We start from the raw sequence: 24,454 nt of genomic DNA, 5'->3' as shown, positions 1-24,454 counted from the left end.
GCCCACGGCTGGCAGCGGAGTCAGAGCGCCTTGAATTCGAGCTTCAGGCCGGATTGCTCCGTGGCATAGCTGCTCAGGTTGGCAAAGAACTCGCCGGCGCCCTTGGTGTCCACCCAGGCATTCTGCGCGACATCGAAACGGTAATGGAAGCCGCCGGCCCGGGCCGCCAGCCAGATCTCGTGCAAAGGCTTTTGCTGATTGATCACAATCTGGCTGCGGTTGCCAAACACCAGGGTCACCATGCCGCCCACGCGCTGGGCATCGATGTCGGCATCGGTTTCGTCGTTGATGCGGTCGCAGCATTGCTCCACAGCCAAAAGCAGCTGCTCCGCGCGGTCCAGGTATTCAAGGTCAGTCATTACAATTCGCACATGTTGAAAGCCCCTCAAATTCTAGTCAGGAGCATTGCCCTTGCGGCCTGTGCGGCGTCCCTGGCCCTGCTGGCCGGCTGCGGGCAGAAGGGCCCGCTGTTCCTGCCCACCGATCCGGCGGCCCGCGACCGTGCAACGCTGCCCGAGTCGCTCGGCATCTCCCGCAAGCCTGCCCCCGCGACCCAGCAGATGCCCCAGGACGATACACCGGCAGATATGCCGGCCGATGCCGACGCCCCGGCCAAGCCCTGATCGCGGCTGCCGCCGGCGCGGTGTGCGCCGGTTGATGCAGGTCAATGCCGTCTGCGGGTTTGCCCCCTAGAGTGCGGGCATCTTGTCCTTTGGCAAACCCGCCATGCCCATAGAGCTCTACCGCGATAAGCACCACATCTGCCTGATGTTCACCGACCTGATCGAGGAAGACGGTCAGGCCATCCAGGCCAACCAGTTCCTGATCGTGGACCATGGCATGGGCGCCATCATCGACCCGGGCGGCAACCTCGCGTTCAACGAGCTGTTCATGGGCATGTCGCGCCACTTTCCGCCGCAAAAGCTCGCCTACCTGATCGCCTCGCACGCGGACCCGGACATCATCGCCTCGCTGGACCGCTGGATGACTTCCACCCAGGCCCAGCTCGTCATCTCGCGCATCTGGGAGCGCTTCGCACCGCACTTCACCAAAGTGGGCAAGACGGAGAACCGCGTCATCGGCGTGCCCGATGCCGGCGGCCGGCTGCCGCTGGGCAACAGCGAACTGCTGCTGCTGCCGGCCCATTTCCTGCATGCCGAGGGCAATTTCCACTTCTACGACCCCGTCAGCCGCATCCTTTTCACGGGCGACCTGGGCGTGTCGCTCACCACCGGAGCCCAAGCGCAGCGCCCGGTCACCGACCTGATGCCGCATATCGCGCGCATGGAAGGCTTTCACCGGCGCTACATGGTCTCCAACAAGATCCTGCGGCTGTGGGTACAGATGGCGCGCCAGCTGCCGATCGACATGATCGTCCCCCAGCACGGGGCGCCCATCATGGGCCAGCAGGCCATAGCCGACCTGTTCAACTGGCTCGAAGGCCTGCAGTGCGGCATCGACCTGTTCGACCAGCGCGCCTACCAGTTGCCCACCGCCCAGATCGATCCTGCCACGCGCCAGGTGCGGCCGCCGCTGCGGGCCGTGGCCGGCGCCTAAGCGTGCGGCCGGTCAGGCCGGCCTTGCCCGGGCCGGGCGCATCGCCTGCCAGACACGCCACAGCATCAGCAGGCCGAGGATGGCCGCATAGAGCGCCACCTCGGCAAAATTGTTCTTGCCCGCACGCATCCAGAAAAAGTGCAGCAACGCCAGCGGCACGACCCCATAGACGGCGCGGTGCAGCCACTGCCAGCGCCTGCCGCCCAGGGCCTTGAGCACGAACTTGGGAGAGGTCGCGGCCAGCACCGTGAGCAGCAGCCAGGTCAGAAAGCCCACGAGGATGAAGGGCCGCTTGGGAATGTCGGCCACGATATCGTCCCACTCCAGCCCCATGTCGAACCAGGCATAGCACAGCAGGTGCAGGCAGGCATAGAAGAACACGTACAGACCGAGCATGCGCCTAAAACGCGCCAGCACCGGCAGGCCGAAGAACTGGCGCAGCGGCGTGACGGCCAGGACGATGCACAGAAAGCGTAAGGTCCAGTCCCCGGTTTTGCGCAGCAGCGCTTCCGCAGGGTTCGCGCCCAGCGTATTGGCCACGGCGCCATTGAGCAGCCAGGCAAAAGGCAGCAGGCACAGCACGAACAGCAGCGGCTTGACCCAGGGCCGCAGCAGCTGCTTTTGCAAGAACGCGCTCATGATCTCCTCGCGCCGCGACAGCGGCTTTGCGGGATGGGATGCAAGGGAAAGGCCCCCCGCTCGCAACACCGCAGCAATAGCCGCAGCGCTATTGCGAGGACTTGCAACGCCGCAGACTGCCCGTCACCCGGGCGGCCGCGAAGCCACTGTCCCGAAGGGCTGGAGCGTTGCCAACGCGGCTGCGTAGAGATCATGAGCAGTTCTAAGGCCCGCATCAGTAGAACTTCTTCAGATCCATGCCCGCGTAGAGCTGCGCCACCTGGTCGCCATAGCCATTGAACAGCAGCGTCTTGCGCTTTTTGGCGAACAGGCCGTCCTCGCCGATGCGCCGTTCCGTGGCCTGGCTCCAGCGCGGATGCGGCACATCGGGATTCACGTTGGAATAGAAGCCGTACTCGTTGCGAGCAGCCTTGTTCCAGGCCGTTCCAGGCTCCTTGTCGGTCAGGCGTATGGCCACGAGGCTCTTGGCGCTCTTGAAGCCGTATTTCCACGGCACCACCAGCCGCAGCGGCGCGCCGTTCTGGTTGGGCAGCACCTCGCCGTACATGCCGAAGGCCAGCAGCGTGAGCGGATGCATGGCTTCGTCCAGGCGCAGGCCTTCGGTATACGGCCAGTCCAGCACGCGGCTGTCCAGGCCGGGCATCTGCGCCTTGTCGGCCAGGGTGACGAACTCCACGTACTTGGCGCTGCCCAACGGCTGCACCTTCCTGAGCAGTTCGGAGAGCGAATAGCCTATCCACGGAATCACCATGGACCAGCCCTCCACGCAGCGCAGCCGGTAGATGCGCTCCTCCTGCGGCGCCAGCTTGAGCAGCGCATCGATATCGAGGGTCTGGGGGTGCTGCACCAGCCCTTCGACCTTGACGGTCCAGGGCCGGGGCTTGAGCGTGTGCGCATGGCGGGCCGGGTCGCTCTTGTCCAGGCCGAACTCGTAGTAGTTGTTGTAGCTCGTGGCATCGGCGTAGCTGGTCGTTCGCTCCATGCTCACGGCGCCCGCCACCTTGCTCGGTGCGCCGACCAGGGCCGCCAGCTTGCCGGGCCGCTCGGTGGCCGCCATGGCATCGCGGGCGGCCCAGCCGGCCAGCACGGCACCGGCCGCGCCGCCCGCCATGGCCTGCAGCAGCGCGCGGCGCTGCTGGTATACGGATTGCGGCGTGATCTCGCTGCTCAGACGATGTTGAAAGCCCTGGCTGTGGTCACGTATCAGCATTGCGCAACTCCGTGGATGAGGTGGGGAAGCCCGCCATCATGCCGGCATGGCATGAAACGACGAAGCCGCTGCAGCTTCAGACAGCGGCCGGGCCGGCAAAGTTCCTTGGCAACGCCCGGCAATATGAAAAAAGGAGCTGCCTGCGCTTTCCAATTCATGATATCGAAGGGATTTCACCTCGATATCCATGAAGTGGAGGCGCCAGCAGCTCCTTTTTTGGAAGCAACCTGCGTCTTACAGTTCGCCGTAGCTGTGCAGGCCCGAGAGGAACATGTTCACGCCCAGGAAGGCAAAGGTCGTCACCACCAGGCCGGCCAGCGCCCACCAGGCCGACACCGTGCCGCGCAGCCCCTTCATGAGGCGCATGTGCAGCCAGGCCGCGTAGTTGAGCCAGACGATGAGCGCCCAGGTTTCCTTGGGGTCCCAGCTCCAGTAGCCGCCCCAGGCCTCGGCAGCCCACAGCGCGCCCAGCACCGTGGCGATGGTGAAGAAGGCAAAGCCCACGGCAATGGCCTTGTACATCAGGTCGTCCAGCACCTCGAAGGACGGCAGGCGGGTGGCGATGCGCTTGCGGCCCAGCAGAATGCCGGCCACGATCAGCGCCGAGATGCCGAAATACACCATCCAGTAGCTGCTGCCCTTGTCGGCGGCCCCCTGGCGGAACACGATGGGCTCGAAGCACAGCACCACGCCCAGCAGCCACAGCGGCGCGAGCTTGTACCAGCGGGTTTCGCCGGCCTGCTGCTTGATCAGGTAGGCAAAGGCCACCATGGCCGACAGGGCGAAAGTGCCGTAGCCGATGAAGTTGGCCGGCACGTGCAGCTTCATCCACCAGCTCTTGAGCGCCGGCACCAGCGGCTGGATCTCGTAGGCCTGGCGCTCCACCGTGTACCACAGCAGAAAGCCCACGGCCGCGCTGACCACCAGCATCACGAAGCCGCCGAGCGCACGCGTCCCGTAGTGCTCCTCGAAGTACAGGTAGAAGATGGCCGTCATCCAGCAAAACAGCACGAACACCTCATAGAGGTTGCTGACGGGAATGTGGCCGATGTCCGGCCCCATCACGTAGCTCTCGTACCAGCGCACCATGGTGCCGATCAGGGCCATGGTGACGGCCAGCCAGACCAGGCGCGATCCCAGCAGCGACATGGTGGAGCTTTCGCCCTTGGCGAACATGCCGATCCAGTAGAACACGGTGCTGATGAAGAACACCACGCTCATCCACAGGATGGCGGACTGGCTGGACAGAAAGTACTTGAGGCCGAACACGGTTTCCGAGCGCGCCAGATCGGCTCCCTCCGGCCCCTGGTACAGGCCGATGGCCAGCAGCGCCATCACGGCCACCCCCAGCATCAGCGCGCGCAAGGGGCGCCAGAACCAGCCCAGCCAGATCATGCAGGGGATGGAGGCCAGCAAAATGCCTTTCTCGTACACGTCCATATAGGCCGCGTAGCGCTGCAGCGCATAGCCCAGGCCCACGGCCACCACGACCGCGAACAGCCAGTCCAACCAGTTGCGGCGCGCGAAATAGCCTTCGTTCAGAGTCAGGGTCGTGTTCGTTCTTGTCGTGACGGTGTTCATACCGAACCTCCGGATGTCTTCTTTTCCATGGGCTTGGCCCCGATCAGCTTGTCGGCCAGCATGCCGAACTCGCGGTCGCCGTCCAGGGTCTTGCGGTTGGTGGACAGGGCCATGCTGGCGTGGCAGCCGCCATCGCGCGGCGTCAGCCAGATCCACAGGCGCCGGTCACGCACGTACAGCATGGCGAACACGCCGATGATCAGCAAGGCGCAGCCCAGATACACCACGTTCTTGCCAGGGGCTCGCGCCACCTGGAACACGCTGGCCTGCACCTGCTTGAAGTCCTGCAGCATGAACACCAGCGGCACGGGATAGAACTGGGCATCGCTGAGCGAGAACACCGCCTGGGTCATGAAGGCCTGCGTCTTTTCGCTGGCGTCCAGGGGCTTGTGGCCCGCCTGCTCGCGCACCTGCTGCGCCAGCTCGAACAGCACGCCGTTGAGGATGCGCACCAGCACTTCGCCGGCACGCTCGCGCTCGGCCTCGGGCACGTTGGACTCCATGAAATCCGACAGCGCCTGCAACCCGCCCAGCAGCTTGCCGTTCGGGCCCTTGCGCTGGCCCTCGCCCTTGCCCGCGAACAGCTCCAGCGCCTTGAGCGCCGACTGCGTCAGCGGTTCGGCCAGCTCGGGCCGGGAAGCATCCACGGCCTTCTTCACATAGGCGCGCGCGGCCTTCTCGCCCATGGCGGGATCCTGCATGGCGGTGCGCAGGCGCATGAAGGTGTCCAGCGTGCCTTCGGGATCGGCGGGGATGCGCAGATAGCGCATCGGGTCGGCCTGGTTCTCGCGCAGGCCCAGCAGGAAGACCGGCTGGCCGTCGCCCATGTCCACGGGCAGCATGTAATTCTGGAATTCGCGCGCCTGGCCGGCCGCGTCGCGCAGCTTGTAGCTCACGCTGGGGCCGATGTTGCGCAAATCCTTTTTGCCATTGGTCTTGTGGGCCGCCCCCAGCCGGTCCTCGATGGACTGCTTGAGGTTGACCTTGCGCACATCGGCGCCCTGGCTGTTGTTGTCGCCGAAGTTCTCCACGTTGATGGTGCGCAGGCCCGTGAATTCCAGGGTGACCTTGTCCTGGCGGCCATCGGCGCCTTGCTTGGTGAAGACCGTGGAGCTGCCGATCATGCCTTCGACATCGAAGGCCTTTTCCGCGCTGTCCAGCGGCACGGCATGCAGCTTGACGGTGGAGCCGCCGTCGTCGAAGCTGGACTGGTAGATCTCCACGCCCTTGTAGCTGGCCGGATGGTTGACCTCCACGCGCTTTTCCAGCTTCTCGCCGGTCTCGCGGTCGTGGATCACGATGTCGCTGGCAAACAGCTTGGGCATGCCCGTGGAGTAGTACTCCACGATGAATTTCTTGAGCTCCACCGAAAACGGCAGTTCCTGCAGCAGGATGCCGTCGGACTGGCTCAGGATGGCCGTGCCCGACTGCGTGCCTTCGGACACCATGAGGTTGCCCCGGAAGGTGGGGTTGCGCGGCGACAGGCGGTGCTCGGGCGCCACGTCCGAGATCATGCCGCCGCCGGTATACGGCGTCTTGCCGCCCAGCAGCATCTGGGCGCGCACGATCAGGTCGCCGTCGAACAGACCGCCCAGGCAGATCAGGATGATGGCGCAGTGCGCCGCGATATAGCCGAGCTTGTTGACCGCACCGGCCTTGGCAGCCAGCATCCAGCCCGTGCCCGGACCGGCGGCCGTGTCGCGCTGCTGCAGCTTCACCTTCCAGCCGCCCGAGGCCAGTTGCTGGCCCAGGCGCCGGGCCGCCTCTTCCGTGCTGCCCGGCACATCGCCTTCGGCGCGGTGGTGGAAGGCCTTGAGGCTTTGCTCGCGGATGTTTTCCTTGTAGGTGCGGATGTCAGCCAGGTATTTGGGCGCGTGGCGCGCCACGCACAGCGACGTGCTGACCACCAGGAAGGCCAGGATCAGCAGAAACCACCAGGCGCTGTAGACCGCGTTGAGCTTGAGCGCGAGGAACAGTTGGGCCCAGAAGGGACCGAACTGGTTCACATAATTGGCCAGCGGCTCGTGCTGCTTGAGCACGGTGCCGATCACCGATGCAATGCAGATCACCGTGAGCAGCGAAATCGCAAAACGCATGGACGCCAGCAGCTCCATGGTCGCGCGCACGGACGGTGAGCGGGAGGAGTCGCGTTCGCGGAAAGGGATGTCTGACATGAACGACCGAAAAATGCCCGAATGAAAAAATGCCCCGCGTTCCCCCTGGCGTGTGGCCGCCGCCCGAGAGGCCGCCTTGGCCTTGGGCGGCCCGGCGGCAAAAAAAGGCGGGCCCTCTGCTTGCGCGATGGGCCCGCCTGACTTTGGGATGTTGAAGCCGTGAAAGTTCCCCGGGGTTTACCCCAGGACACTTCTCCAATGAACGAAAGCTTTAACGCAAGCCAGCAATATAGTCTGCCACGGCCTTGATTTCACGGTCGTTGAGCTTGGCAGCAACCTGGGCCATGGGAATGCTATTGGCGCGCGTGCCGTCGCGGAATGCCGCCAGGGTCTTGACGGTGTAGTCCGCATGCTGGCCCGCCAGGCGCGGATACTGGGCGGGTATGCCTGCGCCGTTGGGGCTGTGGCAGCCCGCGCAGGCCGCGATATTGCGGTCCTGGATGCCGCCGCGGTAGATACGTTCACCCAGGGTCACAAGATCTTTGTCTTTGGAAAAGCCATTCTTGGGCTTCTGGGCATGCAGCCAGGCCGAGACATTCTGCATGTCGGCATCGCTGAGCGTGGCGGCCATGCCCTTCATGACCGGATCGTTGCGCTTGCCGTCCTTGAACTCGCGCAGCTGCTTGACCAGGTATTCGGGATGCTGGCCCGCCAGCCTGGGCTGCAGCGGTACCGTGGAATTGCCGTCGGCTGCATGGCAGGCCGCGCAGACAGCGCCGTAGCTGGCTTCGCCCTTGGCGAGATCGACCTTGGTGGCTGTGGCCCCGGCGGTGGCGGGCGTTTCCCCGGCCGAAAAAGCGGGGAAGGCAGGTGCTGCGAAAATAGCAGCCGTCAGCAACGAGGCAAGCAACTTCATATCAAGGGGCTAGGTCTATTGTTGAGAGCGCGAATCCGGCCGATTCTACAATGGGCCTCCCTGAAATAGATACCGTCATGACCCATGCTTCCCCGGATACAGCTGCCGGAAAAACACAATCCTTGATCGACAGCAAGCTTGCCATGGGCTGGATGCACACCGCGCGGTTTTTCACCACCGCGGCCCAGCTCCACCAGCTCCCGACCGTCGAGGTTCCCGAAATCGCCTTCGTGGGCCGCTCCAACGCGGGCAAGTCCACCTGCATCAATACGCTGACCCAGCAAAAGCAGCTGGCCTTCGCTTCCAAAAAGCCTGGCCGCACCCAGCACATCAACCTGTTTGCCCTGGGCAAGCAGGGCGTGACCGATGCCGTGCTGGCCGACCTGCCCGGCTACGGCTACGCGGCCGTTTCGCGCTCGGACAAGGAACGCTGGCAGCGCGTGATGCTCAACTACCTGATCAGCCGCGAAAGCCTGACCGCCGTGGTGCTGCTGTGCGACCCCCGCCTGGGCCTGACCGAGCTGGACGAAGCCCTGCTCGAAGCCATCCGCCCGCGCGTGGAGCAAGGACTGAAATTCCTGATCCTGCTGACCAAGGCCGACAAGCTCACGCGCGCCGAACAGGCCAAGGTGCTGTCCATCACCAGGCTCAATGCGGGCGGCGGCGAGGTGCGCATGTTCTCGGCGCTCAAGAAGCAGGGCGTGGATGACGTCGCCCAGCTGCTGTGGCACTGGTGCCATCCCGAAGGCCTCCCGCCCGCCGCCGTCGCCGATGCGACGCCGGCTGCTGAAGAACCTCAGCAAAAATAGCTTCCAGCGCTTGATGTGCAAGCGCTGGAAGCTATGAATAGGAGAGCTTCATGATCAGCGTTTGCACGCATTCCCTGTCCAACGGCATAGAACTGGAGTGCCGCAGCAGCGGCCAGACAGGCCAGCCGCTGCTGCTGTTCCTGCACGGTTTCCCCGAGGGCGCCTTCATCTGGGACGAGCTGCTGGAGCATTTCGGCGGCCGCTACCGCTGCGTGGCACCGAACATGCGCGGCTACGGGCGCTCCAGCCAGCCCGAAGATGTGGGCGACTACCGCGCCAAGCTGCTGGTCGACGACCTGAAGGCGCTCATACAGCTGGAAAGCCCCGGGCAGCCGGCTGCCTGCGTGATCGCCCACGACTGGGGCGGCGCCGTGGCCTGGGGGCTGGCCAACCGCCACCCGGAACTGCTGCAGCGGCTGTTCATCCTCAATTCGCCGCATCCCGGCACCTTCTTGCGCGAACTGCAGAGCAATCCCCGGCAGCAGGCAGCCAGCCAGTACATGCACTTCCTGCGCCGTCCCGATGCGCCACGGCTGCTGGCCGAAAACGACTGGCAACGCATGCTGGGCTTTTTCCAGACCCGCCAGGGCGGCATGCCCTCCTGGATGACGCCGCAGCTTCAGGCGCAATACAAACAGCACTGGAGTCTGGGCGTGCACGGCGCCTGCATGTACTACGCGGCCAGCCCGCTGGCTCCGCCCCGCCCTGGCGACAGCGAGGATGCATTGCACGACATCCGCGGACTCACGCTGCCGCCCGAAATGCTGCACATTCCCGTGCCCACGCGCATTCTCTGGGGCGACCAGGATCTGGCACTGCAGCCCGCGCTGCTGGACGGTCTGGAGCAATGGGTGCCCCAACTGCAGGTGGAGCATGTCGGCAATGCCAGCCATTGGCTTGTGCACGAGCAGCCCGAAACCGTCGTCCGGACCTTGCAGGAATTTCTGGCAGAGCCTGCAAAAAAGTGAGCTGGCAGCGCCTGATGCACAAGCGCTTCAGCCAGTTTTCACTCAAATCCTTTATGGGGCATACAGCGAAGGCTCGCCGTCGGGCCGCGTCTTGAAGCGTTTGTGCACCCAGTAGTACTGGGCCGGCATGGTCAGGATGGCGGCCTCCAGCTCGCGGTTCATGCGCGCCGTGTCGGCCACATGGTCGTCGGTAGGGAAGTTCTCCCATGCGGGCGTCAGCTCGGCCACATAGCCATCGGGCGTCATGCGGTTGTAAAGCGCCACCACCTTGGCCTTGCCCAGCCGGGCAAAGCGCGACAGCGACGGGATGGTCGCGGTGTTCTGCACGGCGAAGAAGGGCACGAACACCGAATCGTTCTTGCCATAGTCCATGTCGGGCAGCAGGTACAGCAGGCCGCCCTTGCGCAGGCAGGAAATGATGGGCTTGACGCCGTCGGCACGGTTGAGCATGCGCACATTGCCGAAGCGCTGGCGGCCGGCCATGAACCAGGCATCCAGCGCCGGATCGGGGTTGGTCGCATAGATGGAGGTGAACTCGCGGCTGGTATTGAGCGGCAGCGCCAGTCCGCCCGCATCCATGCTGTAGAAGTGCGGTGCGAACACGATCGTGGCCTCGCCGCCATCGAGCTCATGGACGGCGCCGGTCAGCTTCACGCGGCTTCTGACCAGTTCCTCGGAGCCGAACCACAGCCAGCTGCGGTCCAGAAAGGTCTGGCAGAACACCTCGAAGGTCTCTTTCGCCCAGGCCCTGCGCTGGGTTTCGGGCACCTCCGGAAAGCACAGCTCCAGATTGCGCAGCGCAATCCTGCGCCGCTGGCCCGCCAGCACATAGAGCACGCGGCCCACCCACTTGCCCAGACCGCGCAGCACGGGCAGCGGCAGCCTGGCCAGCACATGCATGCAGCCGATGGCAATCCGGCTGGCGCTCATACGCTCTCCCCCTGGGCCTGCGGTGTCTGCAGGCTTTCCGCACGCGGCTGCTTGTAACGGCCATACCCCCACAGGTATTGCTGCGGGCATTGGCGGATGGTGGCCTCCATGGCCGCGTTGATCTGCTGCACGGCAGACTCCAGCGTTTGAGAAGTGGGCACAGGCAATTCCTCCAAATACAGCGTATAGCCCCGCCCCCAGGGCAAACGCTCACACCGGGCCACGATGACGGCGGCCCCGGTCTGCAGCACCAGGCGCGCCGCGAGCGTCATCGTATAGGCTTCGCGCCCGAAGAACGGGGACCAGATGCCCAGGCCCTGCGGCGGCACCTGGTCGGGCAGCAGCCCCACGGCCGATCCCTGGCGCAGGGCCTTGATCATCTGCCGCACGCCCGACAGCGTGGTCGGCACGGCCTGCACGCCGGGCCGGTTGCGTGCGGTTTCCAGGATCTGGGCCAGCCAGCCCTGGCGGGCCGGGCGGTACAGCACCGTGATATCGCCATGCTCGGCGGCCCAGCGCCGCGCCGCATCCTGCACCGACATCTCGAAGCAGCCGAGGTGCGGCGTGAGAAACACGATGCCCTTGCCGCGCGCAAAAGCGCCTTGGCGCATTCCTCGTTGACCATGGTGCACGGCGGCAGCTGCCCCAGCCAGATGCGGGGCATCTCGAACACCATGCGGCCCGCATGCCCGACGGCCGCGCGCACCTGGCCAAAGCGATAGCCGGCCTGGGCGGCATTGGCGGCAAAGCGGCGCCGGTACGTCGGAGACAGGGCAAAAACCAGCCATCCCATGACTGCGCCCAGCGAGTGCAATAGCCACAAAGGCAGCGCAGCAAAGAGTCGAAACAGGGAAGGCATTAGAATTGGGGAGTCGCTGAGTTAAATGAGCAACTTGCAGAGCGACGTTAAATAAGTTCTGCTAAAGCGTTCGCCAGAGCTTCTTGAGCTTGGGCAGCGCCCACTAAAAAGCTGGAACAAGGAGTTTATTCAATGGCGAGCGATTTTCTGTTCACCTCGGAATCGGTATCCGAAGGCCATCCCGACAAGGTGGCGGACCAGATCTCCGATGCGATTCTGGACGCTATTTTCACCCAAGACCCGCATAGCCGCGTGGCTGCAGAGACACTGACCAACACCGGTCTGGTGGTATTGGCGGGCGAGATCACCACCGGTGCCAACGTCGACTACATCCAGGTCGCGCGCGACACCATCAAGCGCATCGGCTACGACAACACCGAATACGGCATCGACTACAAGGGCTGCGCCGTGCTCGTGGCCTACGACAAGCAGAGCCAGGACATCGCCCAAGGCGTGGACAAGGCCAGCGACGACGAACTGAACATCGGCGCCGGCGACCAGGGCCTGATGTTCGGCTATGCCTGCGACGAGACGCCCGAGCTGATGCCCGCGCCCATCTACTACGCCCACCGCCTGGTGGAGCGCCAGGCCCAGCTGCGCAAGGACGGCCGCCTGCCCTTCCTGCGCCCGGACGCCAAGAGCCAGGTGACCATGCGCTATGTGGACGGCAAGCCCCACAGCATCGACACCGTGGTGCTGTCCACCCAGCACAGCCCCGACCAGTCGGAATCGGCCACCAAGATGAAGGCCTCGTTCACCGAAGCCATCATCGAGGAAATCATCAAGCCCGTGCTGCCCAAGGAGTGGCTGCAGGAAACCAAGTACCTGATCAACCCCACCGGCCGCTTCGTGGTCGGCGGCCCCCAGGGCGATTGCGGCCTGACCGGCCGCAAGATCATCGTGGACACCTACGGCGGTGCCTGCCCCCACGGCGGTGGCGCCTTCTCGGGCAAGGATCCGACCAAGGTGGACCGTTCGGCCGCCTACGCCGCGCGCTACGTGGCCAAGAACATCGTGGCCGCCGGCCTGGCCCGCCAGTGCCAGATCCAGGTCAGCTACGCCATCGGCGTGGCCCGCCCCATGAACATCACGGTCTACACCGAAGGCACGGGCGTGATCCCCGACCACGAGATCGCCAAGCTGGTGGCTGCGCACTTCGACCTGCGTCCGCGCGGCATCATCGAGATGCTGGACCTGCGCCGCCCGATCTACAGCAAGACCGCCGCCTACGGCCATTTCGGCCGCGAAGAGCCCGAGTTCACCTGGGAACGCACGGACAAGGCAGCAGCGCTGCGTGCAGCTGCCGGCCTGCGGGCCTGACGCACAAGCGCCTCCATCAGCAAAGCCGCCCGGCCACCGCCGGGCGGCTTTTTTCATGCCCTGCCTGTTGGGCACAGGCCTATGGAACGTGCGGCAAGCAAGGGTTATCCCTTAAGCAAAATCCCATAGCTTGTCAATTCCTTGCAGGCTTACCTTCATACACTGCGCGAATGGGCAGGGCATGCCCGAGGCAGGCCCGGAAAGCAGCCTGCACAGGTCCGGGCGAAGCCGCAATCGCCTTGGCTCCGGCCCGCACCTGTGCACGCCGCTTGCCGTTGACGCCCATTCCAAGTGAAGTCGTCAAACCAAGGAACTCACATGCAGCAACAAGAGAAAAGCTGGTCGAGTCACGCAGGCTGGATTGCGCTGGCCATCGCGGGCGCCGGCTGCCTGGGCGTGGTCGCCCTGCGGCGGGGCGAAGCCATCAACGCCATCTGGCTGGTGGCCGCGGCCGTCAGCATCTATCTCGTGGCCTACCGCTACTACAGCCTGTTCATCGCCACCAAGGTGATGGGCCTGGACCCCCACCGCGCCACGCCCGCGGTGCTCCACAACGACGGCCTGGACTATGTGCCCACCAACAAGCACATCCTGTTCGGCCACCACTTTGCCGCCATTGCCGGCGCCGGCCCGCTGGTAGGGCCTGTGCTGGCCGCGCAAATGGGCTACCTGCCCGGCACGCTGTGGCTGATCGCCGGCGTGGTGCTGGCCGGCGCGGTGCAGGACTTCATGGTGCTGTTCATCTCCACGCGCCGCAACGGCCGCTCGCTGGGCGAGCTGGTGCGCGAGGAAATGGGCCAGGTGCCCGGCACCATCGCCCTCTTCGGCGCCTACATGATCATGATCATCATCCTGGCCGTGCTGGCGCTGATCGTGGTCAAGGCCCTGGCCGAGAGCCCCTGGGGCATGTTCACCGTGATGGCGACGATTCCGATCGCGCTGTTCATGGGCGTGTACATGCGCTACATCCGCCCGGGCCGCATCGGCGAAATCTCCATCGTCAGCCTGGTCCTGCTGCTGCTGTCCATCTGGGCCGGCGGCAAGGTGGCGGCCAGCCCCGAATGGGCCCCGGTCTTCACCTTCACCGGCATCCAAATCACGTGGATGCTGATCGGCTACGGCGCCGTTGCCTCGCTGCTGCCCGTATGGCTGCTGCTGGCGCCGCGCGACTATCTATCAACCTTTCTCAAGATCGGCACCATCGTCGGCCTGGCCCTGGGCATTCTGTTCGTGGCGCCGCAGTTCAAGATGCCTGCGCTCACGCAGTTCGTCGACGGCACGGGTCCGGTCTGGAAGGGCAGCATGTTCCCCTTCCTGTTCATCACCATCGCCTGCGGCGCGGTATCGGGCTTCCATGCGCTGATCTCCTCGGGCACCACGCCCAAGCTGCTGGACAACGAGGTCAACGCCCGCTACATCGGCTACGGCGGCATGCTGATGGAATCCTTCGTGGCCATCATGGCCATGGTCGCGGCCTGCGTGATCGAGCCCGGCGTCTATTTCGCGATGAACAGCCCCGCGGCCCTGGTGGGCAGCGATGCGCAAAGCGTGGCCGCGGCCGTGAGCCAGTGGGGCTTCCACATCACGCCCGAGCAGCTCAACCAGGTCGCCAAGGACGTGGGTGAGCACACCATCCTCGCGCGCGCCGGCGGCGCGCCCACGCTGGCCGTGGGCATTGCCTTCATCCTGCATCAGGTGCTGCCGGGCGAGGACACCATGGCCTTCTGGTACCACTTCGCCATCCTGTTCGAGGCGCTGTTCATCCTGACGGCCGTGGATGCCGGCACGCGCGCAGGCCGCTTCATGCTGCAGGACCTGCTGGGCAACTTCGTGCCCGCGCTCAAGAAGACCGACTCCTGGGGCGCCAACATCGTCGGCACCGGCGGCTGCGTGGCCATGTGGGGCTGGCTGTTGTACCAGGGCGTGGTCGACCCGCTGGGCGGCGTGAACACGCTGTGGCCGCTGTTCGGCATCTCCAACCAGATGCTGGCCGCGCTGGCACTGATGCTGGGTACCGTGGTGCTGGTCAAGATGAAGCGCGGCCGGTACGCCTGGGTCACGGCCCTGCCCGCGGCCTGGCTGGTGCTGTGCACCTCGGCCGCCAGCCTGATCAAGCTGTTCGACGCCAATCCCGCCGTGGGCTTCACCAGCCTGGGCAGGAAGTACAGCGAGGCCGTCGCCTCGGGCCAGCTGCTGGCACCCGCCAAGAGCATGGAGCAGATGAAGGCCATCGCCTTCAACGCCTATACCAATGCCACGCTCACAGCCATCTTTTTGCTGGTGGTGCTAAGCGTCCTGGTCTACTCTGTCAGGGTCTGCCTGCAGGCGCGCAAGCACAGCGGCCGCACCGACAGGGAAACGCCATTCCAGCCCATGCCGGCATCGGCGGGCAGCGCCTGAAACGCCAGGAGATGAGCATGTTCAATCTGCAACAGCTGAAGCAAGCCGGAAGCTATCTGGGCCAGGCCGCCCGCATGATGGTGGGCATGCCCGACTACGGCACTTATGTGCGTCATATGGAGCAGACCCATCCGGGCCAGCCCTACATGAGCTATGAGGAGTTCTTCAAGGAGCGCATCAATGCACGTTACGGCGGCGGCTCCGGCCGCCCGGTGCGCTGCTGTTGATCCCCCGGGTCTCCACTGAAAAAGCATGCCTCGCGCATGCTTTTTTTTTATTGCCTGCGTCCTCCCTGCGCTCCAAATGACGCCTGCCATTTCATCCTCCGCCATCCAGGATGCTTCATTTTTCAGCCCGCCTGCCGATAGAACTGAAGCCACCATTTCGAGCAAAGGTGCGCCCAGCCGACCAACCTTGAACCCGGGAGCCAGAAGCAATGGAGGCGTTGAGGGATTTCTTCATCGATACGACGACCCATGCCTCGTATCTGCATGGGTCGCATGACCCCGGCCTGGTGCTGCTGTCCGTCTTCGTATCCATGTTCTCCGCCACGATGGCCCTGCAGACCGCACAGACGGCTCGCCGGACCGAAAGCGCGCTCTACCGGCATATCGCCCTCGGCACCGGAGCCCTGGCCCTGGGCGGCGGCATCTGGACCATGCACTTCATCGGCATGCTGGCCTACGAGCTGCCCACGGGCGTGCATTACGCGACGGGGCTGACGCTGCTGTCTCTGCTGCCGGCCTGCATCGCCTCCTGGTGCGCATTGCGCATACTGGCCCAGCGCCATGTCAGCAGACCCCAGCTGCTGGCCAGCGGCACGCTGGTGGGCGCCGGCATCGGCACCATGCACTACAGCGGCATGGCGGCCATGCAGACCTCGCTGCAAATGCGCTACGAACCATTCACCTTCGCGCTTTCCATCGTGGTTGCCGTGGTCCTGGCCACGCTGGCCCTCTGGGTGCGCTACGGCCTGCGGCAGACCCGCCTCAGCGCCCACCAGCGCTTCTATGCCGCAGGAAGCACGATGGGGCTGGCCATTGCCGGCATGCACTACACAGGCATGGCGGCCGTGCGTTTTTCCGGCTTTCCCGGCCCCGCCGAGCCGGGGCTGCTGCTCAATACCACTTATGCATCGCTGGGGCTTTCGTCCTTCACCATCACGGTGGCCGTGATGGTGGCTGCGCTCAACGGGCTGATCCGCACGCGCGAGCTCTACCGCCAGGTGGACGACAGCCGCTCGCGCCTGCGCGCCATTCTCGACACGGCCGTCGACGGCATCATCACCATCGACAGCCGCGGCCTGATCAAGAGCTTCAACCATTCGGCGGAGCGGCTTTTCGGCTGGAGCGCAGCCGAGGTGACGGGCAAGAACATCAAGATGCTGATGCCCGAGCCCGATCAATCGAAGCACGACAGCTATCTGCGCAACTACCGCACCACGGGCGACCCCAAGATCATCGGCACCGGCCGCGAAGTCATGGGGCTGCGCAAGAACGGCAGCCTGCTGCCCATGCGCCTGGCCGTGGGCCGCGTCGAGCTGCCGGGCGAGCTGCTGTTCGTGGGCTTCGTGACGGACATCAGCGACCGCCATGCCCTGGAAGCCTCGCTGCGCGAGGCAGCCGAACGCGCCGAACAGGCCACCGCGACCAAGAGCAGCTTCCTGGCAAACATGAGCCATGAAATCCGCACGCCGATGAATTCCATCATCGGCTTCACGGAGCTGCTGCTCAGGGACGACCTGACGCCCGCCCAGCGCAGCCATCTCAACACCATCCGCCAGTCCTCGCGCTCACTGCTGCGGCTGATCAACGACATCCTCGACACCACCAAGATGGAGAAAGGGCGCCTCGAACTGGAGCAGACCACGTTCTCGCTCAAGGGCCTGGCCATGCAGATCGAGTCCTCGCTGCGGCTGGGCGCCCAGGCCAAGCATCTGGTGCTGGCAACGCACTACCCGGCCGGCATGCCCGAGCATTACCTGGGCGATCCGCTGCGGCTGCTGCAGATACTGACCAACCTCGTGGGCAATGCCATCAAGTTCACCGAAAGCGGCACCGTGGACGTGATCTTCTCGCGGGAGCAGGACATGGTCCACGTCCAGGTGCGCGACAGCGGCATCGGCATGACGCCCCAGCAGATCGAAGCCATCTTCACCCCCTTCACCCAGGCCGATGCATCCATCAGCCGGCGCTTTGGCGGCACCGGCCTGGGAACATCGATCGCGCGCCAGCTGGCCGAACTCATGGGCGGCCGCATCGAGGTCGAGAGCCTGTTCGGCCAGGGCAGCACCTTTCATGTCTGGCTGCCTCTGCCGGTGGCCCAGGGACCTGCTGCTGCGCCCCCCGAAGCTGCGCAGGTACAGTTGCCGGCCTTGCACGTGCTCATTGCCGACGACATTCCGCAGAATCTGGAGCTGCTGTCGCTGATGCTGGAAAATGCCGGCCACCGGGTGGCCATGGCCCGCGACGGCGCCGAAGCCGTGGAGAAATTCAAGTCCGGGCCTTTCGACATCGTGCTCATGGACGTGCACATGCCGGGCACCGACGGCCTGCAGGCTACCCGCCTGCTGCGCCAGCACGAGCGGGCCACGGGGCGCACGCGCACACCCGTGATTGCCTTGACCGCCAGCGTCATGGCCGACGACCGCCGCGCTGCGCTGCAGGCCGGCATGGACGGTTTTGCGATCAAGCCGCTGGACGTGCCGCGCCTGTTCGCGGAGATGGCCCAGGTGCTGGATATCCCGCAGAACGCAGCGCTGCATACGCCGCAGGCGGCCATCGGCCCGGCCCTGGCGCCGGCATCGGTCATCGACTGGGGCCGCGGCGCCCTGCTCTGGGGCAGCGAGGCCCGGCTGGCGCGGGCCATCGAACAGTTCCTCGATACCGCGCTGGAAAAATATCCGCTGCCGGCAGCCGCCGTCGCCGAGATCGACTGGGAGCAAACCGTCTTCAGCCTGCATGGGCTCAAGGGCGCCACAGGCAATCTCGCGCTTGCCGACATTGCACAGCTGGCCGGCCAGCTGGAAACACTGGCGCGCGAAAAGCAGCGCACAGCCGTGCTGGCGCAGATGCCGCAGCTGCTTGCCAAGCTGCAGCTGGCACGCCAGGCAGTATCCCAGCGCCACGGCAACGCAGCCACCACCGCCGAAGCTGCACAGGCCTTGCCACGGGCCGAGGACCTGCTGCCCGCCATGCAATCGCTGCTGTCCATGCTGGCCCGCAGCGAACTCGACGACACGCTGCTCGACCAGGTCTGCACCGGACTGGAGATGCAGCAACGGCGCAGCCAGGCCCAAAGCCTGCGCGCGGCCGTGGAGGCCTTCGAATTCCGCCAGGCCCATGCCCTGCTGCAGCAGCTGCTCGGTGAACGCAGCCTCAGCGTTGCCCCCTGAAAGCCCGCCATGCCCCACCTGTCCGAACCCCGGCCCACACTGCTGCTGGTCGATGACGAGCCCACCAATCTGCAGGTTCTGCGCCATACCCTGCAACAGCACTACCGCCTGCTGTTTGCCAAGAGCGGCCAGTCCGCGCTGGAGCTGGCGCATACCGAGCGCCCCGACCTGATCCTGCTGGACATCATGATGCCCGGCCTGTCCGGCTACGAAGTCTGCAAGGCCCTGAAGCAGAGCCCGCAGACCAGCGCCATACCGGTGATCTTCGTGACCGCCCTGACCGAGGCGGCCAACGAGCAGCAGGGACTGGAGCTGGGCGCGGTCGACTACATCACCAAGCCCTTCAATCCCCACATCGTCCAGGCGCGCGTGCGCACCCATCTGTCGCTGGTGCATGCGCAGGAATTGCAGGAGACACGCCTGCAGATCGTGCAATGCCTGGGCACGGCCGCCGAATACAAGGACAACGAAACCGGCCTGCATGTGATCCGCATGAGCCATTTCGCCAGAACGCTGGCACTGGCCGCCGGCTACAGCGAGCGCGCCGCCAACGAGCTGCTGCATGCCGCGCCCATGCACGATGTGGGCAAGATCGGCATTCCCGATGCCATCCTGCGCAAGCCGGGCAAGCTCACTGCGCAGGAGTGGGACGTCATGCGCCAGCACACGGTCATCGGTGCGCGCATCATCGGCCACCATCCGTCGGGCCTGCTGCGCCTGGCGGCCACCATCGCGCTCCACCACCATGAAAAATGGGACGGCAGCGGCTACCCCCACGGCCTGGCCGGCGAGGCCATTCCCCATGCGGCCCGCATCGTGGCGCTGGCCGATGTCTTCGACGCGCTGACCAGCGTGCGCCCCTACAAGCCGGCTTGGTCCGTGGAACAGGCACTGGAGCTGATCCGCAGTGAAAGCGGGGGGCATTTCGACCCGGAACTGGCAGCGCTGTTTCTCGATTGCATGCCCGAGATCCGGCAGATCCGGGAAAGATGGGCCGATGCGGCGCAGCCCCAGGAGCTGTTCGCTGCGGCGTAGGTCCGTGCTGCGGCGCTACAGCCCGCGCGTGCTCAGCGCCAGCTCCTGGCGGAACGCCGGGCGCACGCGATAGAGCTGGGCCGGCCGGTGGGCCCCGCCGCCCTGCAGGGCTCCGGGCACGGGCTCCAGCAGCTGCATCTCGTCCATCTTGCGCCGGAAGCTCACCTTGTTGAGCGGCTCGCCCAGAATGCTCTCGTACACCTGCTGCAGCTGCGGCAAGGTGAATGCGTCGCCGCAGAAGTGCACCGGCAGCGAGGAATACTGGCTCTTGCTGCGCACGCGCGCCAGCGCCGCCTGCAGGATCTGGGCATGGTCGAAAGGCAGCTGGCCCACGGCATGCACGGGCACGACCTTGAGGTCCGCGCGCTGCGTGGGCAGGCTCTCCAGCGGGATCAGCGCGCAATAGGCAATGGCCACCGACCAGCCGCGCGGGTCGCGTGCCGGCCCTGTGAACGTGGCCAGCTGCTCCAGATAGGCGCCCTCCATGCCGGCCTTGGTCCTGAGCACGCGTGCGGCGCTGGCCTTGGCATCGGCATCCTCGTCGGCATGGATGTAGCCGCCGGGCAGCGCCCAGACGCCGGCAAACGGCGCGCGGGCGCGCTGCACCAGCACCACGTTCAGCTCGCGCTCCACCAGGGTCAGCACGACCACATCCACGCTGACCAGCACATGGGCATGCTTGTCTTCAGTTTGGATCATTTTTTTACCAAGACCAATCATTGGACTGCAGTATGCCATCAGCAAATTAACAATTGCTTTCCCGCTCTGCAGACAATTTCAAAATTAGTTAGTTGCAGAATTAATTTAACAAGCGTAGACTGCAAGGCATCCAAGGAGCGCAGCATGAGCCACAGCACCCAGTTACTCATCATCGACCCCCAGAACGACTTCTGCGACCTGCCCCGCAGCTGGTGGCCTGTCTCGCCGCTGACGGGAGAGGCGGTTGCCCCCAGCTTGCCTGTGGCCGGCGCCCATGCCGACATGCAACGCCTCGCGCACTGGATTGACCGGCAAGGCAGTGCGCTCGGCCAGATCACGGTGACGCTGGACTCCCACCAGGCCTACGACATCGCCCATCCGGCTTTCTGGCAGCAGCGCGGCGGCGAGCCGGTAGCGCCCTTCACAGCCATCACCGCCGCCCAGGTGCGCGCCGACGACTTTCTCCCCCGGGATGCCGCCGTCCTGCCGCGCACACTGGCGTATCTGGATGCGCTCGAGGCCCAGGGCAGCTACACCCTCATGGTGTGGCCCCTGCACTGCGAGATCGGCAGCTGGGGCCATGGCGTGCACGCCGACATCCTGGCGGCCTGCCGCCGGTGGCAGCAGACCCGGCAGCGCGCCGTGCACCATGTGTTCAAGGGCATGAATCCCTGGACCGAGCACTACAGCGCCATCCGCGCCGAAGTGCCCGACCCGCAGGACGCCGAAACCGGCCTCAACACCGCGCTGCTGCAGCGCTTGCGCGAAAGCGGCACGCTGGTGATCGCCGGCGAGGCCAGCAGCCACTGCGTGCGCGCCACCACGCAGCACATCGTGGACCAATGGGGCAGCCAGGACCACGGGCGCATCGTGCTGCTGACGGATTGCATGAGCCCCGTGGGCGGCTTCGAGCAGGCCCATGCCGGCTTCCTGCAGCAGATGCGCGCGCTCGGTGTACGCTGCGAGACCAGCGCCAGCTTTTCCCTCTAAGCCCAAAAGGCCTCGAACGCTTGTCCGTCAAGCGCTCGCAGCTCACATTTTCAAGAAAAACCGGCATGACACCCATCATCACCAGCCTGCTGGACACGGACCTCTACAAATTCACCATGTGGCAGGCCATGCTGCACCGCCACCCGCAGACCGAGGCCGAATACGAATTCGTCTGCCGCACGCCCACGGCCTTTCCGCTGGCCGAGCTGCTGCCCGAGGTGGAGCGCGAACTCGACGCGCTGTGCGCTCTGCGCTTCGCGCCCGACGAGCTGGCCTATATCGGCAGCCTGCGCTTCATGAAGAGCGACTTCATCGACTTCCTGCGCATCTTCCAGTTCCAGCGCGCCTTCATCCGCGCCTGGGCCGAGGGCGACACCCTGCACATCGTGGCGCGCGGCCCGCAGGTGCATGTGATGGGCTTCGAGATCTATGTGCTGGCCATCGTCAACGAGCTGTACTTCCGCCGCTTCGATGCCGAGGCCGCCCTGGCGGAAGGCCGCAGGCGCCTGGCCAGCAAGATCGGGCAGCTCAAGCACCTGGCCGTGGAAGCCAGGCTGCGCAACCCCTTCGAGCTGTTCGACTTCGGCGTGCGCCGCCGCTATTCGGGCGCCTGGCAGCGCGAGGTGGTGCAGGCATTCGCCCAGGAGACCTCGCAGTGGTTCAAGGGCACTTCGAACGTGCTGCTGGCGCGCGACCTGAACCTGGTGCCCATCGGCACCATGGCCCATGAATACCTGCAAAGCTACCAGGCCCTGGGCGTGCGGCTGCGCGACTTCCAGACCGCCGCGCTGGAGGACTGGGTGCAGGAATACCGCGGCGACCTGGGCATCGCGCTGACCGACACCGTGGGCATGGATGCCTTCCTAGCCGACTTCGACATGTATTTCGCCAAGCTGTTCGACGGCCTGCGCCACGACTCGGGCGATCCGTTCGCATGGGGCGAAAAGGCCCTGGCCCACTACGCCCGGCTGCGCATCGATCCGCAGAACAAGCGCCTGGTGTTCTCGGACGGGCTGGACCTGGACATGGCGCTGGCCCTGTACCACCGCTTCGCCGACCGCATCCAGTGCGGCTTCGGCATAGGCACGCGACTGACCAACGACATGGGCCTGACCACCATCAACATCGTGATGAAGCTCACCCGCGCCAACGGCCAGCCCGTGGCCAAGATATCCGACTCGCCGGGCAAGACGCTGTGCAACGACGAGACCTATCTGGCCTATCTGCGCCAGGTCTTCGGCATTCCCGATCCCGTCGCCCAGGCCTGCGGCACAGCCATCCACCGCTAACCAGGAGAGAACCATGCTGCGCGTCACCATCGCCCAACTGAACTACATGGTCGGAGACATCGCCGGCAACATCCGGCGCATGACGGAGGCCGCACGCCAGGCCCACCGCGACGGCGCCCAACTGGTGGTCTTCTCCGAGCTGTCGCTGTGCGGCTACTACCCCGGCGACATGCTGGACGAGTCCGACTTCCTGCAGCGCCTGCAGCAGGGCCTGCACGACCTGCTGCAGGCCACGCGGGAGTTCCCGCAGCTGCACTGGGTGGTCGGCGCGCCCACGCGCGCCCAGGGCCCGGGCAAGCCGCTGCACAACAGCCTGCTGGTGCTGCACAACGGCCAGATCCGCCTGCGCTACGACAAGCAGCTGCTGCCCACCTACAACATCTTCGACGAGCGCCGCCACTTCGAGCCCGGCGCCGATACCGCCAAGGTGCTGCGCATCGGCAGCAGCCAGGTCGGTTTTCTGGTCTGCGAAGACGGCTGGAACGACCGGGGCGCGGATTACGCCACCAACCCCTTTGTGCGCATGGGCGATGCGGCGCCGGACCTGGTCGTGAGCATCAATGCCAGCCCCAGCCATCTGGGCAAGCGCGAGCAGCGCCACGAGGTGTTCGCCCAGGCCGCGCAGCGCCACGGCCTGTCCATCCTCTATGTGAACCAGATCGGCGGCCAGGACCAGATCGTGTTCGACGGCGCCTCGTTCGCCGTCGTTCCCGACCGTGGCGTGGTGTTCGAGGCCAGGCGCTTCGAGGAGGATGTCTGCACGCTGGAACTGGACGAGCAGGGGCGCTTTCTCGCACTGGGCGGCGAGCCGCTGCCGCCGGTCGCGGCCCAGGGCCTGCCCACCATGGAGTTCTACCGCCAGCAGATCGTGCTGGGCTTGCGCGACTATGCGCGTCGCTGCGGCTTCCGGCAGGTGGTGGTGGGCAGCTCGGGCGGCATCGATTCGGCGCTGACCCTGGCCCTGGCCGTGGATGCGCTGGGCGCCGACAACGTGGTGGCCATCACCATGCCCTCGCGCTACTCGTCCAGCGGCTCGGTGGACGACTCGGTGCAGCTGTGCCGCAATCTGGGCATACGGCTCTACGAGCATCCGATCAAGGAGCTGGTCGACACCTATGCGCGCCAGTTCGAGGCCAGCTTCGGCGAACCGCTCCAGGGACTGGCTCTGGAGAACCTGCAGGCCCGCGCGCGCGGCACCACGCTGATGGAGTTTTCCAACGCCTTCGGCCACCTGCTGCTGACCACGGGCAACAAGTCCGAAGTCTCCGTGGGCTATTGCACGCTGTACGGCGACACCAACGGCGGCCTGGGCCTGCTGGGCGACCTGTACAAGACCGAGGTGTTCGCGCTGTCGCGCCACATCAACGAGCGCGCGGGCCGCGAGCTGATCCCTCAGGCCATCATCGCCAAGCCGCCGTCGGCAGAACTGGCGCCAGGCCAGAAGGACGAGGACAGCCTGCCGCCCTACCCGGTGCTCGACGAAATCCTCAAATGGCAGATCGAGGGCCACCACCTGTCCGGCGCCGAATACGAGCATGCCGCACAGTTCGTGGCCCAGCTCCGGGAGCAGCCCGGCGGCAGCGAGCTGATTGCCCGCGTGCAAAAGCTCGTCTTCCGCAGCGAATACAAGCGCCGCCAGGCACCGCCCATGCTGCGCGTGCGGCCGCGCGCCTTCGGAACGGGCCGGCAGATGCCGATTGCTGCACACTACGAGTAACTTCAACGCCTCCAGACTCCCGGGGTC

20 protein-coding genes and 1 pseudogene are annotated in these 24,454 nt (G+C 65.5%); 12 read left to right on the top strand and 9 right to left on the bottom strand.

What is annotated here, in order from left to right:
* Positions 1–20: 20 nt before the first annotated feature.
* A complete protein-coding gene (gene cyaY, locus V8Z74_RS00905) occupies positions 21–359 on the bottom strand; it encodes an iron donor protein CyaY (RefSeq protein WP_349707456.1) in 339 nt (112 codons plus the stop codon).
* Between the two features lie 12 nt (positions 360–371).
* On the opposite strand from cyaY, the gene lptM reads away from it, so the two are divergent.
* Together lptM and V8Z74_RS00895 are read left to right on the top strand one after the other, a co-directional pair.
* Positions 372–623: an LPS translocon maturation chaperone LptM gene (gene lptM, locus V8Z74_RS00900; protein WP_349707455.1), complete on the top strand. Its 252-nt coding sequence runs from the start codon at positions 372–374 to the stop codon at positions 621–623.
* Between the two features lie 103 nt (positions 624–726).
* A complete protein-coding gene (locus V8Z74_RS00895) occupies positions 727–1,557 on the top strand; it encodes an oxygen-binding di-iron domain-containing protein (RefSeq protein WP_066473633.1) in 831 nt (276 codons plus the stop codon).
* 12 nt (positions 1,558–1,569) lie between these two features.
* Here the strand turns inward: V8Z74_RS00895 and msrQ are convergent, their stop codons facing one another.
* The 5 genes from msrQ to V8Z74_RS00870 form a co-directional block, all read right to left on the bottom strand.
* On the bottom strand, positions 1,570–2,184 hold the full coding sequence (msrQ, locus tag V8Z74_RS00890) for a protein-methionine-sulfoxide reductase heme-binding subunit MsrQ (RefSeq protein ID WP_502879421.1): 615 nt from the start codon (positions 2,182–2,184) through the stop codon (positions 1,570–1,572).
* 226 nt (positions 2,185–2,410) lie between these two features.
* On the bottom strand, positions 2,411–3,406 hold the full coding sequence (gene msrP / locus V8Z74_RS00885) for a protein-methionine-sulfoxide reductase catalytic subunit MsrP (protein ID WP_349707453.1): 996 nt from the start codon (positions 3,404–3,406) through the stop codon (positions 2,411–2,413).
* 234 nt (positions 3,407–3,640) lie between these two features.
* A complete protein-coding gene (ccsB, locus tag V8Z74_RS00880; protein ID WP_349707452.1) occupies positions 3,641–4,987 on the bottom strand; it encodes a c-type cytochrome biogenesis protein CcsB in 1,347 nt (448 codons plus the stop codon).
* A complete protein-coding gene (locus tag V8Z74_RS00875) occupies positions 4,984–7,161 on the bottom strand; it encodes a cytochrome c biogenesis protein ResB (protein WP_349707451.1) in 2,178 nt (725 codons plus the stop codon). The genes ccsB and V8Z74_RS00875 overlap by 4 nt, the downstream gene beginning before the upstream one ends.
* Positions 7,162–7,372: 211 nt before the next feature.
* Positions 7,373–8,017 (bottom strand): c-type cytochrome, encoded by a 645-nt coding sequence (locus V8Z74_RS00870; RefSeq protein WP_349707450.1) that lies wholly within the window; start codon positions 8,015–8,017, stop codon positions 7,373–7,375.
* A gap of 77 nt (positions 8,018–8,094) precedes the next feature.
* Between V8Z74_RS00870 and yihA the strand changes: the two genes are divergently transcribed.
* Both yihA and V8Z74_RS00860 read left to right on the top strand, forming a co-directional pair.
* Positions 8,095–8,826 (top strand): ribosome biogenesis GTP-binding protein YihA/YsxC, encoded by a 732-nt coding sequence (gene yihA / locus V8Z74_RS00865; RefSeq protein ID WP_349707448.1) that lies wholly within the window; start codon positions 8,095–8,097, stop codon positions 8,824–8,826.
* A 50-nt stretch (positions 8,827–8,876) separates the two neighbouring features.
* Positions 8,877–9,794 carry an alpha/beta fold hydrolase gene (locus tag V8Z74_RS00860; RefSeq protein WP_349707447.1) on the top strand — a complete coding sequence of 306 codons (918 nt, stop codon included), beginning with the start codon at positions 8,877–8,879 and terminating at the stop codon, positions 9,792–9,794.
* A gap of 51 nt (positions 9,795–9,845) precedes the next feature.
* Here V8Z74_RS00860 and V8Z74_RS00855 read toward each other — a convergent pair whose 3' ends face one another.
* The gene (locus tag V8Z74_RS00855) at positions 9,846–10,724 is read right to left on the bottom strand and encodes a lysophospholipid acyltransferase family protein (protein WP_066473656.1); all 879 of its coding nucleotides are present in this window, start codon (positions 10,722–10,724) and stop codon (positions 9,846–9,848) included.
* Positions 10,721–11,583, bottom strand: a pseudogene (locus V8Z74_RS00850) (lysophospholipid acyltransferase family protein). Before V8Z74_RS00850 ends, V8Z74_RS00855 begins: the two are co-directional and overlap by 4 nt.
* A gap of 132 nt (positions 11,584–11,715) precedes the next feature.
* On the opposite strand from V8Z74_RS00850, the gene metK reads away from it, so the two are divergent.
* The 5 genes from metK to V8Z74_RS00825 all read left to right on the top strand — a co-directional run bounded on the left by metK (position 11,716) and on the right by V8Z74_RS00825 (position 19,732).
* On the top strand, positions 11,716–12,903 hold the full coding sequence (gene metK / locus V8Z74_RS00845) for a methionine adenosyltransferase (RefSeq protein WP_066473669.1): 1,188 nt from the start codon (positions 11,716–11,718) through the stop codon (positions 12,901–12,903).
* A 318-nt stretch (positions 12,904–13,221) separates the two neighbouring features.
* Positions 13,222–15,303 (top strand): carbon starvation CstA family protein, encoded by a 2,082-nt coding sequence (locus V8Z74_RS00840; RefSeq protein ID WP_066473672.1) that lies wholly within the window; start codon positions 13,222–13,224, stop codon positions 15,301–15,303.
* 17 nt (positions 15,304–15,320) lie between these two features.
* Entirely contained in the window at positions 15,321–15,530 is a 210-nt protein-coding gene (locus V8Z74_RS00835) for a YbdD/YjiX family protein (RefSeq protein WP_066474063.1), read from the top strand.
* Between the two features lie 209 nt (positions 15,531–15,739).
* The gene (locus V8Z74_RS00830) at positions 15,740–18,697 is read left to right on the top strand and encodes an MHYT domain-containing protein (protein ID WP_349707446.1); all 2,958 of its coding nucleotides are present in this window, start codon (positions 15,740–15,742) and stop codon (positions 18,695–18,697) included.
* 9 nt (positions 18,698–18,706) lie between these two features.
* Complete coding sequence (locus V8Z74_RS00825; RefSeq protein WP_066473682.1) at positions 18,707–19,732, top strand: response regulator; 1,026 nt, start codon at positions 18,707–18,709, stop codon at positions 19,730–19,732.
* Positions 19,733–19,747: 15 nt separating this feature from the next.
* On the opposite strand, the gene V8Z74_RS00820 is transcribed toward V8Z74_RS00825, so the two are convergent.
* On the bottom strand, positions 19,748–20,431 hold the full coding sequence (locus V8Z74_RS00820) for an NUDIX hydrolase (RefSeq protein WP_349707444.1): 684 nt from the start codon (positions 20,429–20,431) through the stop codon (positions 19,748–19,750).
* A gap of 144 nt (positions 20,432–20,575) precedes the next feature.
* Between V8Z74_RS00820 and V8Z74_RS00815 the strand changes: the two genes are divergently transcribed.
* From V8Z74_RS00815 to V8Z74_RS00805, 3 genes are all read left to right on the top strand, one after another.
* Complete coding sequence (locus tag V8Z74_RS00815; protein WP_349707443.1) at positions 20,576–21,421, top strand: cysteine hydrolase family protein; 846 nt, start codon at positions 20,576–20,578, stop codon at positions 21,419–21,421.
* Between the two features lie 65 nt (positions 21,422–21,486).
* On the top strand, positions 21,487–22,710 hold the full coding sequence (pncB, locus tag V8Z74_RS00810) for a nicotinate phosphoribosyltransferase (protein ID WP_066473690.1): 1,224 nt from the start codon (positions 21,487–21,489) through the stop codon (positions 22,708–22,710).
* 13 nt (positions 22,711–22,723) lie between these two features.
* Positions 22,724–24,427 (top strand): NAD+ synthase, encoded by a 1,704-nt coding sequence (locus V8Z74_RS00805; RefSeq protein ID WP_349707441.1) that lies wholly within the window; start codon positions 22,724–22,726, stop codon positions 24,425–24,427.
* Positions 24,428–24,454 lie beyond the last annotated feature (27 nt).

Source organism: Comamonas sp. w2-DMI, assembly GCF_040187735.1.
Taxonomy (GTDB): domain Bacteria; phylum Pseudomonadota; class Gammaproteobacteria; order Burkholderiales; family Burkholderiaceae_C; genus Comamonas; species Comamonas terrae.
The sequence above is the reverse complement of the archived record's forward strand: the minus strand, read 5'-3'. Positions and strand labels throughout refer to the sequence as shown.